Below are 14,130 nucleotides of genomic sequence, written 5' to 3'. Positions count from 1 at the left end.
CCACTAAAATTTATTTGGATTCCAACTTTCATTTACAGTTTTTAAATCTTTAGGTGTATCGACACTAGCCCAAAAGTCATTGTGTTCATAGACGGCGAGCTCATTGTCTTTTATTAAATTTCGAAGAGGATCTTCTTCTAGAACACAATCATCATTATTACTTAAATAATTGAATATTTCTTTGTTAAATACAAAAAAACCGCCATTAATTACTTCATCAAGTAATGGTTTTTCTTTAAAATCAATAGCAATTCCATCTTCGACCGCCAATAGGCCGTATTGACTATTTTTTTTAATTCCAGTTAATGTAGCAATTTTTCCTTTTTCTTTATGGAATGTTATTAGTTGATCAATATCTATATTAGCTAATCCGTCACCATAAGTTAATAAAAAGGTTTCACCCTGTACAAAGGATTCAAGTTTTTTTAGTCTTGCCCCGGTCATTGTATCAATTCCTGTATCTATAAAGTGTATATTCCAATTTTCTAATTTCTGAAGTAGCGTATATTGACTGGTTTTAAAATTCAAACTAAAGTCATTCTCTTTCCAGCTAAAGTCCATAAAATATTCCTTAATTTTCTCACCTTTATATCCTAAGGGCAAAATGAAATCAGAATGTCCATATTTTCTATACCAATTCATTATATGCAAGAGGAGAGGCTTTCCTTGAACTCGAACTAATGGTTTGGGAATGTCCTCTAAAATTCCTTGCATCCGAAGCCCTTTTCCGCCACACAAAATTATGACTTTCATAGATTTATTTCCTTCCTCTCTATATGTTTTACTAATTTAAACTATGTAGTTTGTTTGGTAAATGTATACACGGTTGTACCATAATGACAATCAACTAAAAAAATATGTTAGATTTATAATTCAGATGCTGATTAAACGTGGAGAATACACATTGTAGTTTATCATTAATTATATGTAAATTAGGTTCTTTTAAAATCTATGCTTTAGTTTATTTAATATTAATGAAAGAAATTGTTTGTTCTTAAGATAAAAGAAGGGGAAGGAAATCAAGGGAATTGAAGAAGCTTATAATGAAATATCCAAGAAGACAAAATATAAGATAAAGTATGGAAGTAAGTAGTTGTGAATGCACTACATAAGCAGAATATGCTGATCGCATAAATGATTTTACAGAAATTAACAGAAGAATAACAAAAGGAATTAACCATTTGAAGGAAAATGGAACAACTATTTTTACATTTTATAAATTCAAAAAAGAGCACCGCATAAAGGTGCTCTAGTGATGGAACTAATTTTGTAAAGAACTATTTATTCAATAAAGAAGGACTTACGAATTATTATATGAACGTTTTGTTAATTAAGTGTGTATCAATTAGATAGGAATTTTATTTCTCTACACCTATTTGATTTTACGGGCCAAATCATGTTAAAAGTAAGAAGAAAATTATTAAGTTAATGTTATTTTGTTTAAAATAACATCCCAATCGGAATCATCACCTTCCCATCTATCCTGATAACGTGGGAGTTCAATTGAACAAACCCTCGATATTCCCCAATTTTGTTCAACAATATTAGATATACCCTCCTTGAAATTAACAATAAGAATATTAAAATCCTTATTTGTAATTTTAGATAATACGTTTTGTAATTCAACCGCTTCATCTCGATTTCCCCAAATTCTAATGAATAAAATGGATTCACTACTATTTATTTTTTCAAGGAATCGGTTAATTCTAGTGTCTAATTTAGCTTTAAAAGAAGGATAGGTTGATTTCAAATCCTTTTCTGAATTAATAGGAAAATCATGCATTGAAAAACAATTATAATAAGTGTCCTTTATACAGTAGGTAATTCGTTCTGCCCATTTAATTTGATTATCAAATTCTGATTCAATAAGACCGTAACTTTCTGAACCTTCTATAACCATATTTTCCAACTTCATAAATTTTTTAAATCGATTTTGAAGTAATCTGTTTACATCTGAAAGTGATGGATAATAAAACCAATCTAAAGGTCCAGAAAATGTTCTTAAATTGTGTCTTTTGATTTGGTTGGTGACTTGACACAATCCTCCTAAACTTACAATTACGCCATAGGATTTTTGTATATCTTCTAGGTTCATCCTCATCATCCTTTATAAAAGTAATTTAAATTATCTGTTCAGTATATGATACAATAACATATTGATGTGGACCTATATATCACAGTACATAGAGCTAAGACATTTGTATAAATTTAAAAAGTTAAATACCTAAGTTGAGGGATTTCATCTTTGACGTTATATCATGGAGTTACTATTGGAATGAAAGCTGGTAGGGATATTGCGCCAGAGTTATATTTTCTCCAGTGACTTAATTTAGAAAACTGTTCTTGATTACTGTAGTAAAATTGTTGTTTTTTAAACATTACTTATCCGGATTCATGAAAAGTATTTTAATGCATTATTTTTATTTTATATAATAATATATATTTTTAATATTAAAACTAAAATATGGAAGTAACATAGGGGATTTACGCATATAGTAATGTTGATGGTAAAATTAACAAAATTTTCATTTAAATCAGATAAAACTATGATGTTTTTAACTTATAATCATGTTACTACGATGAAAAAATGGCTACTAATTAGTTAATTTAAAAATCAATTTTAGATAGGAAGAGGATAATGAAGACCAGAGATAGTTATAAAATTATTGTAATTGGTGCTGGGACAGCAGGACTATCTTCTACTGCACATTTATTACGAAATGTACCCCTATTGAAAGAAAGTATAGCAATTATTGATCCATCAAAAAAACATTACTTTCAGCCACTATGGAGTTTAGTGGGGGGAGGAATTGTTTCAAAGGAAAGTACGATGTGTAATCAGGAATCGCTTATTCCAAAAGGGGCAACGTGGATCCCTAAAAGTGTTGTTGAGTTATTTCCATCTGAAAATAAGATACTTTTAGATGACGGACTGCTACTTGAGTATGAAATTCTTATTGTAGCAGCTGGTATCCAAATAAATTGGGACAGTATTAAAGGCTTAAAAGAGTCTATTGGCACTAATGGGGTATGTAGCAATTATTCTTATACATATGTTGATTCTACTTGGAGAGAAATCGAAAAATTTAAAGGAGGAAATGCGCTTTTTACCCACCCTAATACTCCTATTAAATGCGGTGGTGCTCCACAAAAAATTATGTACTTAGCAGAGGAGTATTTTTGTAATAGTGGTGTAAGAAACAGAAGTAAAGTAATATTTTATTCTGCAAACAATAACATATTTCAGGTTCCACGATATGCAAATACTTTAGAACAAGTACTAGAAAGAAAGCAAATTATAACGAATTATAATAAAAATCTAGTGGAAATTATCGCCGAAAAGAGAGAGGCAATTTTTGAAGATACGCAAACACTAAAAAGAGAAACCGTACCATATAGTATGATACATGTTGTTCCGCCAATGGGGCCACCTAATTTTATTAAAGAGAGTGAGATAAGTGATCATCAGGGGTGGGTAGATATAAGCCCTTATACTTTGCAGCATGTGCAATATAAAAATATTTTTGGACTTGGAGATTGTACCAATTTACCTACCTCTAAAACTGGAGCAGCAATTCGAAAACAAATACCCGTCTTAAAACAAAATATTATGGACGTACTTAGCGGAAGAGATTTACAGGCTAAATATGATGGATATACATCATGTCCGATTGTTACAGGATATAAAAGTCTTATACTTGCTGAATTTAACTATGAACATGAACCTCAAGAAACGTTTCCATTTAATCAAGCGAAAGAACGGTATAGTATGTTTTTACTTAAAAGATATATGTTGCCATATATGTATTGGAATTTAATGTTGAAAGGGATTCTATAGGAGAAGATAAAAAGTGGTTACAAAAATTGAAAATTAATTTGAAATAACTAATTGGAGGGAATAGCTATGCTTTTAAAATATTTTTATGATGAAAAATTAGCACATGCTTCCTATTTAGTCGGTTGTCAGAAAGAAGGCGTAGCAATCGTTATTGATCCTAGTCGCTATATAGAACAATATATAGAATTTGCTAAGAAAGAGGGGATGGAAGTAATTGCTGCGGCTGAGACTCATATTCATGCTGATTTTCTTTCTGGTTCTAGAGAACTTTCTAATCTTTACCATGCAAATTTATATGTATCTGATGAAGGAGATTGTGATTGGAAATATCAATATCTTAACGAAGGTCGATACAAATTGGTTAGAGAGGACACAGAGTTTAAAGTAGGTCATATAAAATTTAATGTAATTCACACCCCAGGGCATACGCCTGAAAGTATTTCTTTTTTAGTAACTGATACAAGTCAAAATAATTATACGAATGATAAACCGATAGGAATATTCACAGGTGATTTTATATTTGTAGGAGATATAGGAAGACCGGATTTATTAGAAACTGCAGTCGGTATTAAAGATACTGCAAAAATAGGAGCGAAACAATTATTTGATTCTATACAAAAAATAAAAATACTTCCTGATTATTTGCAAATATGGCCATCACATGGTGCGGGAAGCGCATGTGGAAAAGCATTAGGAGCAATTCCAACTTCTACATTAGGTTATGAAAAGATGTTCAATTGGGCATTTCGGTGTAATGAAGAAAGTGATTTTATATCGACTTTATTGACGGGACAGCCAGAGCCTCCAAAGTATTTTTCATTAATGAAGAATTTAAATAAGTATGGTCCGCCAATTCGTAAGAAGAGAAAAAGTACTGCTATTAATACAGTAGAAGAACTTCAAGAAATTTTGAAGAGCGTTTATCAAATAGTTGATATAAGGGATGTAGAGAGTTTTGCTGCAGGTCATATCGAGAAGTCAATTAACATACCTTATAACAATTCTTTCACAACTTGGTGTGGATGGTTATTAGATTATAAAAAAGAAACTTTAATAATTCTAGATGAGGAAAAGGTTAAAGTAGAGGCAGTTATTAGAGAATTTGAATCTATTGGGTTAGATAATATTATTGCTTTTGCACCCTTAAAAGTAATACAAAGACTTGATAGATTTGAAAGTTACAAAGAAAAAACATCGATTGAATTATATCCGCATATAAAAGGTGGAAGCGTTAAGGTTATCGATGTGCGTAGTAAAAAAGAGTGGGAGGAAGGACACCTTCATGATGCAATACATATCACTTTAGGTAATCTATTTGAACAACTAGATTATATACCGAAAGATTTTCCAATAGTTTTGCAATGTCGAACCGGATTACGTTCCGCTATAGCAGCTAGTATTTTACAAAGAGCTGGTATAAAGGAAGTAGTGAATTTAAAGGGAGGATTTCTTGCATGGAAAGAAGAAGGGCTTCCTTATACAACATGCAATCTCAATGTGTAGGAAAATATTATATGCTAGGTAAGAATAATTAAAAGAAGTTATAGATGACGTGTTAGAAAAGGGAATCATAATTGGCGCAGATTCAGGAAATACATTAGGATTATTAATTGATTATCCAGTTAAATATGAAAATGTAATATTTGTTTTAGCATTAAATAATTTAACATTGGATACATCTTTTATGGAATGGCAGTGTTGGAAGTACTTAGGTATTATCAATAAGAACCCAATTTAAAATTCTCTTGGATGCAAGAGAATTTTTTTATTGGGAATAGTAAGGGGGAGGGGAGGTGCATTACATATGGGAAAAGGTAGAAGTAATAATGCTGGTAAAAAGCAACCGAATTTTGATGATTCATCTAATTTTGCTAAACAAAGCCAACCGACAGAAAAGAAGAAGAAATAAGAACAGGAGCTCTCTTGATAAAGGGAGCTCCTGTTAAAAGTGGACTGACGTTTCAGAATAACATATCGATGGATTAACCCAATAGCCATAAATACAAGGTTTTAATTTTTCGAAGGGCACCTAATTTAATATTATTGTCCCGCTTTTTTATACTTATTGACGCGTTAAATCCATTTAAAATGCTCCTTAATGGTGTTGGGCGTGACCTTCATTAAAATTTTTTAAACCTAATGGGACTTACCATTAAGAGGGCGAGGATTAAAGTAATCCATGCATTACTATATGAAAACAATGCCATACCAGCCAATGATAATCCTGCAGCTGGAATAGGTAATCCCTTAAAATATCCAATAGTTGGTTTAATACTAAATTTAGCTAATCTTAAAGCACCCATTGTTGGGAATAGGATAAATGCCAAAGAAGTTAAAATAGAAGGTGTTGCTATCGTATGAAATAAAAGCGCAGGAGCGACGCCGAAACTAACAATATCAGCTAAGGAATCCAATTCTACGCCAAACTCACTGTTCACTTTTAATTTTCTTGCAATTCTTCCATCAAGAAAATCTAAAACAGCTGAAAAGAAAATGAGAATGGAGGCTGCTCTTAAATATTCACTCATATTCAAGGTGATTGAGAAAACACCGCACAATAAATTTCCAATCGTAAATAAATTCGGTATAACTTTTACAAGCTGATTAAACAAGTTTGTTCCTCCTAAATTAATTAAACTTCACATTTCTGTAGCAATTTCTATATATTCTTCCGTTATTCTTAAAAATATATGACCACTGTATTACTGTAAGCTAATTAAATTTCGATAAGAGAAAAATTGATTTCTTAAATGTTCCACGGGTTTATAAAAATGTTTAATCATTTTCAGTACGCGTTATTGAATATTAGCACCTGATAGTTGATATTTCGAGTAGTCAGGGATTTTCCGGTTCTGGTGCAAAAAATTAAAGGTAATTAAAAATAATCTCTAAAAAGGAGACATAATGATACTATTATTTTAAAAAGGTTCGTGGTTGGTATCGAATATAAAAAAATAGAATTTTTATACAAAAATCACCCGAAAGGGTGCCTTTTGTACCTCTTAAAATGACTGAAGATGTGTTTACTTGAGTTCATTAGGTAGTTAGAGGTTGATAGACTATCTTTAACGAAAATGTTGAGTAGTTCATCTTCATTATATATCAATTTAATAATGATTGGGGATTTAGAAAGTTCCATGGAAAGTACATATCAACCTGATTGGAAGATTGGAAGATTGGAAATTTAATAACTGGGTGATACATTTTACTTAACACAACATTTTGGTGCGCAAATGAAAATTTTTAAAGTCCACACAAATGGTACCCTAGAACGATTCCAAACAATAGAACCAGAATTAAAATAAAATTTTTGTAGCATCAATTAAATTCATTTCTTTTTATGCAAACACACTTTCAGCGGAACTAACTTCTTCACTATTTTGCGCTGGAAAGACTGTATAAAAAATGGTTACGTTTTCTGATCTTGAAATAACCCTCTCAAATTGCAATCCTGCTTTTTCTAAAAGCTTTACTGCATCAACAATAGAAGTAATTGCTACAAAAGTTTTTCAAATAAAATTTATAAAAGCTTGATAGGTAATACCAAGGGAAAAGACCGTAGCTACTATATGTGCAGTCCATTTAGGCATATTTAAATTTAATACGGTATTGTACAACATTCCATATACGATACAAATGATTAATATGAATGCAATGAATTGAAGAACTAATAAAAATAGCGGTTGTTCCATTTATTCTCACTTCCTTTATTTGATATATTAATATAATTTATTTAAATGTGAAAGTTTTATTTCTATGAATTTCCAAAAAATGTGATATGAAAGGCATAGTAGTAATCACAAGAATTACTGCAAAACTATAAATGGAACTAAAAGTATTATGACGAGATCAGTAAAATAGTAAAGAAGGTCACCATTCACGGCGACCTTCTTTACTATGCGTTATACCCAAATAATTTTAAATCTTCTCCTGAATCTGAAATGATTTTCTCAAATCGTAATCCTACTTTTTCTAAAAGCTTTCCTGAGGCGATGTTATCTACAGAAGTAATTGCTACAATTCGTTTCATGCCGAGCTTTTGTACACCGTATTCGATTATCGCAGAAGCTGACTCGTAGCCATATCCTTTTGAACGGAATGTCTCTAAAAAGGCAAACCCGATATCAACGTCTTCTAATGAATCTCTTTTAATAAGGCCACACATACCAAGTGGAGTGAGATCTTTTTTTCGTTCTACTAAGTAAAGGCCGAATCCAAGTTTGTTATACATATCGATGGGACCGTTTACAATATAATTTTTTGCATCTTCTAAGTTACTAACTCCTTTGTCACCGATAAACTGAATCCATGCAGGATCGTTTACTAACTCAAGAATAAAAGGAGCGTCTTTTATATCAAACCAGCGAAGATTAAGACGTTCAGTTTCAAGAACTATCAATAATTACACCACCTTTAAAAAGTTATAACAATTAGTATGGATTGTGTAAAACAAAAGTGCAACATATTTTAATGGGGGTGTTTGTTCACATAAAGTTCGTTTGTTTTGTATAGAGAGATATCTTATAATTAGGATTGATTGTAAAGAGTGAGATGCTTATACAATGACTCCTAGGTGACTAGGAGTTTTTACTATATAACTATCATTATTACTAAATATGACACACTATACATTCTACTCAAGGAGGTACATAATGAAGAAATTATATAATGCATCGTTTACGTATTTGATTATCGGTTTATTATCAGGGATTTTCGCTAGGGAGTATGGTAAGTATAAAGGGATTTTAGGGTCTACTTTGTTAAATCTTTTGCATACGCATACACTTGTACTTGGCTTTTTCTTCTTTTTAATTGCTTTAGGATTAGCAAAAGTATTCGCGTTTCATGAAGTGCAAGGGTTTAATAAGTGGTTTGTTTTACATAATATTGCATTAACATTAATGTTAGGTTCGCTAGCAGCGAGAGGGCTTCTTCAGTTAAATGGAGCTGACTTTAAAGGGTTAACTTATATTGTAGGATTTTCTCATTCGTTGATGGCAGTTACTTTAATTTGGTTTATGTTGTTAATAAAGAAATCGTTTAAAATGTAGTGAAAAAGAACTTGTAGCGTGTGCTGCAGGTTCTTTTTTGTATGTTCAGGTTTAATAATCTTATTTTTCTAATTATTTTGTATAAAGATGGTATACTTGTTTTAAAATTAAAAAGGAGAGTTGATTATGGAAATAACAATTGAACATGTAGTAAATGAATTAAAAGGCATACTTCCTGAAGATCGAGTAGTAATAAATATGACAGTACGAGAGTTACATAGTAAAGATGAATCTTACCATAGTAGTAGTTTACCTGATGTAGTTGTTTTTCCAAAAACGACCGAAGAAGTTAGCGCGATAATGAAAATAGCGATTCAGCACGGAACAGCTGTCGTTCCATTTGGAGTAGGGTCCAGTTTAGAGGGACATGTAATTCCTTACGAAAAAGGAATTACAATGGACTTTTCTCTTATGAACAAAATACTTGAAATAAGAGAAAAGGATTTTCTTGTGAGAGTACAGCCAGGGGTGACGCGCTCTCAGCTTAATAAAGAATTGAAAAAGTATGGATTATTTTTTAGTGTAGACCCAGGAGCTGATGCAACGTTAGGAGGAATGGCTGCTACAAATGCGAGCGGAACGACAGCGGTAAAGTATGGGGTAATGCGTGATCAAGTTCGAGATTTAGAAGTCGTTCTTGCTGATGGAGGAGTAATACATACCGGGAATTTAGCGGCGAAGTCATCATCAGGTTATCATTTAAATGGTATTTTCGTAGGCTCAGAAGGAACACTTGGATGTTTCACGGAGTTAACTTTAAAAGTATACGGTATACCAGAACATGTTATGGCTGCGAGGGCATCGTTTCCAACTATAAATGATGCAGTAGAAGCTGTAATTAACATATTACAGGCAGGTATTCCAATCGCGAGAATTGAACTCGTTGATGAATTATCTATGAAACAAGTAAATCATTACAATGAAACAAGTTACAGAGAAGAACCGACACTGTTTTTAGAGTTTCACGGCAATGAAGCAGGGTTAAAGCAAGATATTGAATTTACGAAAGAAATCGTTCTTGATCATAAATGTATAGAAATTGCGTTTGAGATGGAAACAGCAGCGAGAAATAAACTGTGGGATGCAAGACATAACTTAGCGTACTCTTACGTGCATAGTTATCCTGGTAAAAAGCTAATGAGTACAGACGTATGTGTGCCAATTTCGGAATTAGCTGGAGCGATTCAACATGCGAAAGAGGTATTAGATAAAGTAGGGCTTATTGGCGGTATTCTCGGTCATGTTGGGGATGGGAATTTCCATGTACTCTTAATGATTGATACAAATGATAAAGAGGAAGTGAAGAAGGCAGACGAAATAAATGAAAGTATCGTTCAGTATGCTCTTAAACGAGGAGGAACGTGTACAGGAGAACATGGCGTTGGAATCGGAAAACGAAAGTATCAAGAAGAAGAGCATGGGGCAGCATTATTTGTAATGGAGAAAATAAAGAAAGCTCTTGATCCGCAAAATATTTTGAATCCGAATAAGGTGTTTCAATTAAAAGATAGGGGCTGAGTGGATGAAAGTACTAGAAGCGATAAGTAATGTAGCTGGAATGTATTTTGCATTTTGGACCGGCTGCTGCACTCCCAAGTGTATTAGTGGCAGTATGGCATAACATTGCAGGGCCAATATTAGCAACCATCTGGTCAAAAAATGCAAAAAATGAAAAGAATACTTTTAGCGATGAAAATGTATTAATAAATATAGAAAAATAGGAATGATAAATAATGCAAAAACGTATTGTACATTTTGAAGGAATGGTTGTATTTTTAGCCGCGATTTATATGTATTCGATATATGAGTTTAGTTGGATTATATTTTTTGTATTCCTTTTAGCGCCGGATCTATCAATGTTAGCATATGGGATTAATAATCACGTTGGTGCGAAAATATATAATGTATGTCACACATATATCATATCCATATTAATTGTTCTAATAGGTGTCTATTTTAAGATAGATACCGTTATAATGATTGGCTTAATATGGACAGCACATATTGGAATGGATCGAATGTTTGGATATGGATTGAAATATGAGACGGATTTTAAGGATACTCATATTCAGAGGTTATAAGAAAAAGTATTCATATTTACAGCGGATTTATTAAAATATTGAACGAAATTCAGTGAATGAATTTCGTTCAATTGTTGAGAAATATATATATAGATAGATATAAATAATCGAATTATGTTATTTTTATGATAATTAAAAGAAGGAGAGTGGATTTGATGAATATACAAATCACTGGCAATGAATTAATTACTAAGATGCTGAATGATTGGTATCGAGATATTAGAGCTCAACGTATAAGTGAAGCAAAAAAATTAAAAGGGGAGATCGATAAAAAGCTTTATATTATCGAATCAGATGTAAAGGTTTCATTTCACTATTATCTGTTAGAATTTCGATATAAAGTGTTAATAGATGGTTTAGGTAATTTGAAAAAAGCTTTTGATAAAATAGATGCATTGCCTAAACCAAATGATGAATATTCTAATTATTATTATTATTTATTCAAAGCCATTCATTATACAATTCTTACTAATTATAGTGAAGCTAGCAACTATTTTGAAAAAGCTGAAGGGTTATTAGAGCATATTTCAGATGAAATTGAATATGCAGAGTTTAATTATAGAGTTGCTATATTAAAATACCACTTGCATTACGCATATTCAGCTATTGAATACGCTTCAAAAGCAAGAGATATCTTTGTTAAACAAGCAGGGTATGAAGTGAACATAGCGCTGTGCGAAAATATATTAGGATTATCTTTTTCGGAATTAAAGCAGCATGATAAAGGTGAGGAATATATTGCGTCAGCAATAAACATTTTACAAAAAAATGATGCTGAAATGTTAGTATTAAGAATCAGACATAATTTAGGTTTATTGTATGCGAGTCAAAATCTTTCAGTTTTAGCAATTAGACACTTATCTGAGGTTTCTAAAAAAATGCCTACTCATTATAAGGCAATCTTTTTAGAGGCAAGAGAATATTATAAATTAGGTGAAATAGAAAAAGCGAAGGAATTAATTGAAAGTGGATTGAAGGTTTGTGAGGAATTAAAAAATGATGAATATAGATATCACTTTTTAATTCTAAAGGGATTTTGCCAGCATTTAGAGGTAGAAAAAATAGAAAAAATTATTCTCGAAGGTTTTTCTTACTTTGAAAGAAAAAATTTATCGGAGTATATTCACGAATATACTGAAAGTCTGGCATTAGAGTTTCATAAAGTAGGTAATTTAGAAAAAGCAGAAAAGTATTTTTTTATGAGTTATGAAATAAAAAAGAGAATACTTGAAAAAGAAGCATTGAAATAAAGAAAAAACTTGGATTATCTATAATGGGAATAGCAGCTGGAGTTATGGGGTTTTATGGTAGAAGGTCTTTGTAATAAATTAGCTCAAAGTGGATATGGTGGAACGTTTATAATTATAAAACCTAATGAAAATCCATATGCTGTCTCTGAAGATACAACGATGCCTGCAAAACAAATCTTCTATTGAACGTGGGTAATTAAACAAGTCACAAATTATAATTTGTGACTTGTTTAAGGTTGGATACTAAATGTGTTGCTTTCAATATTGAAAGCAACTTTTAAGTTTGTGATTAATAGTTAACTTAATAAATTTTTGGGTTAAAATAAAAACAAATTTTTAATCAAGTGCCACAAAAAGTACGATAAGGGCGATTCGTCGGTGCAGGCGGAGCGCAGTATTCTTCTTGATCTGTAGAATACGCATAAGGGTTTGATAAAGCTTCAAGAAGTTTCTCCATTACGCTATAGTCGTCATTTGTAACAGCTGCTTCTAATGCTTCTTCTACACGGTGGTTCCTCGGGATGATTGATGGGTTATTATTTTTCATCATCTCGTAGGCGTTTTCTTTCGATTGTTCTTGTCTGTCTAATCGAGATTGCCACAGTTTGTACCATTCTTTAAATTCAGGACTTTCAAATAGAGCTGTATTTTCGATAGCATCAAGAGTTAATGAACGGAATGTATTTGTGTAATCCGCTTTATATTTCTCCATCATTTTTAAAAGTTGCTCAATAAGTGAGTGATCTTGTTCTTCGTTGCTAAATAGTCCTAATTTCTTTTTCATTCCAAGGAACCACTGTTTTTCATACTGTACGCTAAATTTCGAAATTTCGTCTTGAGCGATTTTTAATGCTTCTTCTTCATCTTCGTGCAGAATTGGTATTAAAGATTCAGCTAGTCGTGCTAGATCCCATGCGGCCATATATGGTTGATTTCCATATGCATAACGACCTTGTGTGTCAATAGAGCTAAATACAGTTCCTTGGTCGTAATTGTCCATAAATGCACAAGGACCGTAATCAATTGTTTCGCCACTGATCGTTATATTGTCAGTGTTCATTACGCCGTGAATAAATCCAACAAGTTGCCATTTTGCGATAAGACTGGCTTGTCTTTTAATGACTTCTTGTAGTAATGCAGTATATCGGTTTTCATGAGATTCAATTTCTGGGTAATGCCTTTTTATCGTATAGTCAGCTAGTGATTTCAGGTCCTCTATTGAACCACGAGCTGCAGCATATTGAAATGTACCGACGCGAATATGGCTACTAGCTACTCTAGTTAAAATTGCTCCAGGTAACTTTGTTTCACGATAGGTTGGTTCACCGGTTGTGACAACTGCTAAACTGCGGGTAGTTGGAATATCGAGTGCATACATTGCTTCGCTAATAATATATTCACGTAGCATCGGACCGAGTGCAGCACGGCCATCTCCTCGGCGTGAATAGGGAGTAGGGCCAGAACCTTTCAGTTGAATATCGAAACGCTCACCTGAAGGAGTAATTTGTTCGCCAATTAAAAGAGCACGACCGTCGCCTAACATATTAAAATGTCCGAATTGATGACCAGCATATGCTTGAGCTAATGGATGAGCTCCTTCTGGGAGTGCATTACCAGCGAAAATAGCAATTTCAGCTTCCTTTTTCAGTTCTTCAGGGGTCAAGCCAAGAGATATCGCTAATGAATGGTTTAGTTTAACTAACTCCGGTGAACTTACGGGAGTAGGGGGGATTTCTGTATAAAATGATTGTGGTAAAGTCGTATAACTATTATCTAAATTCCAACCTGTTTCATTATTTTTAGTCATTGTATCTCCTCCTTTTTGTATTTTAAGTTATGTATTTGTACGTATGTATTCTTTGTAAAGTTAACTAAAAGTATAATATAATATTTCCCCTTGCAATCTATTG

Annotated in this window: 14 protein-coding genes and 1 pseudogene; 9 read left to right on the top strand and 6 right to left on the bottom strand. The window is 32.3% G+C overall.

What is annotated here, in order from left to right:
- Nucleotides 1-3: 3 nt before the first annotated feature.
- Together V7S45_RS17160 and V7S45_RS17155 are read right to left on the bottom strand one after the other, a co-directional pair.
- Nucleotides 4-753: a sugar phosphate nucleotidyltransferase gene (locus V7S45_RS17160; protein ID WP_342761431.1), complete on the bottom strand. Its 750-nt coding sequence runs from the start codon at nucleotides 751-753 to the stop codon at nucleotides 4-6.
- A 667-nt stretch (nucleotides 754-1,420) separates the two neighbouring features.
- Nucleotides 1,421-2,095, bottom strand: a complete 675-nt coding sequence (locus V7S45_RS17155; RefSeq protein ID WP_001047153.1) for a papain-like cysteine peptidase — start codon at nucleotides 2,093-2,095, stop codon at nucleotides 1,421-1,423.
- Nucleotides 2,096-2,638: 543 nt separating this feature from the next.
- Here V7S45_RS17155 and V7S45_RS17150 point away from each other — a divergent pair.
- Both V7S45_RS17150 and V7S45_RS17145 read left to right on the top strand, forming a co-directional pair.
- Complete coding sequence (locus tag V7S45_RS17150) at nucleotides 2,639-3,838, top strand: FAD/NAD(P)-binding oxidoreductase (RefSeq protein WP_025689583.1); 1,200 nt, start codon at nucleotides 2,639-2,641, stop codon at nucleotides 3,836-3,838.
- A gap of 66 nt (nucleotides 3,839-3,904) precedes the next feature.
- A complete protein-coding gene (locus V7S45_RS17145) occupies nucleotides 3,905-5,341 on the top strand; it encodes an MBL fold metallo-hydrolase (protein ID WP_257115602.1) in 1,437 nt (478 codons plus the stop codon).
- A gap of 617 nt (nucleotides 5,342-5,958) precedes the next feature.
- On the opposite strand, the gene pssA is transcribed toward V7S45_RS17145, so the two are convergent.
- Nucleotides 5,959-6,450: a CDP-diacylglycerol--serine O-phosphatidyltransferase gene (gene pssA / locus V7S45_RS17140; protein WP_257115601.1), complete on the bottom strand. Its 492-nt coding sequence runs from the start codon at nucleotides 6,448-6,450 to the stop codon at nucleotides 5,959-5,961.
- A 462-nt stretch (nucleotides 6,451-6,912) separates the two neighbouring features.
- Between pssA and V7S45_RS17135 the strand changes: the two are divergent.
- Nucleotides 6,913-7,134 (top strand): annotated as a pseudogene (locus V7S45_RS17135) (hypothetical protein); the annotation flags it as partial.
- A 213-nt stretch (nucleotides 7,135-7,347) separates the two neighbouring features.
- On the opposite strand, the gene V7S45_RS17130 reads toward V7S45_RS17135, so the two are convergent.
- Together V7S45_RS17130 and V7S45_RS17125 are read right to left on the bottom strand one after the other, a co-directional pair.
- Complete coding sequence (locus V7S45_RS17130) at nucleotides 7,348-7,530, bottom strand: hypothetical protein (protein WP_000437513.1); 183 nt, start codon at nucleotides 7,528-7,530, stop codon at nucleotides 7,348-7,350.
- Nucleotides 7,531-7,733: 203 nt separating this feature from the next.
- Nucleotides 7,734-8,237 carry a GNAT family N-acetyltransferase gene (locus V7S45_RS17125; RefSeq protein ID WP_000636208.1) on the bottom strand — a complete coding sequence of 168 codons (504 nt, stop codon included), beginning with the start codon at nucleotides 8,235-8,237 and terminating at the stop codon, nucleotides 7,734-7,736.
- A 253-nt stretch (nucleotides 8,238-8,490) separates the two neighbouring features.
- Here V7S45_RS17125 and V7S45_RS17120 point away from each other — a divergent pair, with 253 nt between their 5' ends.
- The 6 genes from V7S45_RS17120 to V7S45_RS17095 all read left to right on the top strand — a co-directional run bounded on the left by V7S45_RS17120 (nucleotide 8,491) and on the right by V7S45_RS17095 (nucleotide 12,406).
- Nucleotides 8,491-8,889, top strand: a complete 399-nt coding sequence (locus tag V7S45_RS17120; RefSeq protein ID WP_000737896.1) for a DUF2871 family protein — start codon at nucleotides 8,491-8,493, stop codon at nucleotides 8,887-8,889.
- A gap of 126 nt (nucleotides 8,890-9,015) precedes the next feature.
- Nucleotides 9,016-10,407, top strand: coding sequence for an FAD-linked oxidase C-terminal domain-containing protein (locus V7S45_RS17115; RefSeq protein WP_000406570.1), 1,392 nt, complete (start codon nucleotides 9,016-9,018; stop codon nucleotides 10,405-10,407).
- 47 nt (nucleotides 10,408-10,454) lie between these two features.
- A complete protein-coding gene (locus V7S45_RS17110; RefSeq protein WP_000545396.1) occupies nucleotides 10,455-10,610 on the top strand; it encodes a hypothetical protein in 156 nt (51 codons plus the stop codon).
- Nucleotides 10,611-10,622: 12 nt separating this feature from the next.
- A complete protein-coding gene (locus V7S45_RS17105) occupies nucleotides 10,623-10,970 on the top strand; it encodes a DUF4260 domain-containing protein (RefSeq protein WP_001172057.1) in 348 nt (115 codons plus the stop codon).
- Between the two features lie 155 nt (nucleotides 10,971-11,125).
- Complete coding sequence (locus V7S45_RS17100) at nucleotides 11,126-12,220, top strand: hypothetical protein (protein ID WP_001025509.1); 1,095 nt, start codon at nucleotides 11,126-11,128, stop codon at nucleotides 12,218-12,220.
- 54 nt (nucleotides 12,221-12,274) lie between these two features.
- A complete protein-coding gene (locus tag V7S45_RS17095; RefSeq protein WP_000229167.1) occupies nucleotides 12,275-12,406 on the top strand; it encodes a hypothetical protein in 132 nt (43 codons plus the stop codon).
- A 154-nt stretch (nucleotides 12,407-12,560) separates the two neighbouring features.
- Here V7S45_RS17095 and V7S45_RS17090 read toward each other — a convergent pair whose 3' ends face one another.
- A complete protein-coding gene (locus tag V7S45_RS17090; protein WP_088346236.1) occupies nucleotides 12,561-14,027 on the bottom strand; it encodes a YdiU family protein in 1,467 nt (488 codons plus the stop codon).
- Between the last annotated feature and the right edge of the window lie 103 nt (nucleotides 14,028-14,130).

The organism is Bacillus sp. BR3(2024), assembly GCF_039134555.1.
Taxonomy (GTDB): Bacteria; Bacillota; Bacilli; order Bacillales; family Bacillaceae_G; genus Bacillus_A; species Bacillus_A cereus.
The sequence above is the reverse complement of the archived record's forward strand: the minus strand, read 5'-3'. Positions and strand labels throughout refer to the sequence as shown.

Bases quoted from the DNA above. Each gene is read 5' to 3' on its own strand.
- V7S45_RS17160 (WP_342761431.1), bottom strand. From the start codon at position 753: ATGAAAGTCATAATTTTGTGTGGCGGAAAAGGGCTTCGGATGCAAGGA.
- V7S45_RS17105 (WP_001172057.1), top strand. From the start codon at position 10,623: ATGCAAAAACGTATTGTACATTTTGAAGGAATGGTTGTATTTTTAGCC.
- V7S45_RS17145 (WP_257115602.1), top strand. From the start codon at position 3,905: ATGCTTTTAAAATATTTTTATGATGAAAAATTAGCACATGCTTCCTAT.
- V7S45_RS17130 (WP_000437513.1), bottom strand. From the start codon at position 7,530: ATGGAACAACCGCTATTTTTATTAGTTCTTCAATTCATTGCATTCATA.
- V7S45_RS17120 (WP_000737896.1), top strand. From the start codon at position 8,491: ATGAAGAAATTATATAATGCATCGTTTACGTATTTGATTATCGGTTTA.
- V7S45_RS17090 (WP_088346236.1), bottom strand. From the start codon at position 14,027: ATGACTAAAAATAATGAAACAGGTTGGAATTTAGATAATAGTTATACG.
- V7S45_RS17155 (WP_001047153.1), bottom strand. From the start codon at position 2,095: ATGAACCTAGAAGATATACAAAAATCCTATGGCGTAATTGTAAGTTTA.
- V7S45_RS17150 (WP_025689583.1), top strand. From the start codon at position 2,639: ATGAAGACCAGAGATAGTTATAAAATTATTGTAATTGGTGCTGGGACA.
- V7S45_RS17100 (WP_001025509.1), top strand. From the start codon at position 11,126: ATGAATATACAAATCACTGGCAATGAATTAATTACTAAGATGCTGAAT.
- V7S45_RS17115 (WP_000406570.1), top strand. From the start codon at position 9,016: ATGGAAATAACAATTGAACATGTAGTAAATGAATTAAAAGGCATACTT.
- V7S45_RS17095 (WP_000229167.1), top strand. From the start codon at position 12,275: ATGGTAGAAGGTCTTTGTAATAAATTAGCTCAAAGTGGATATGGTGGA.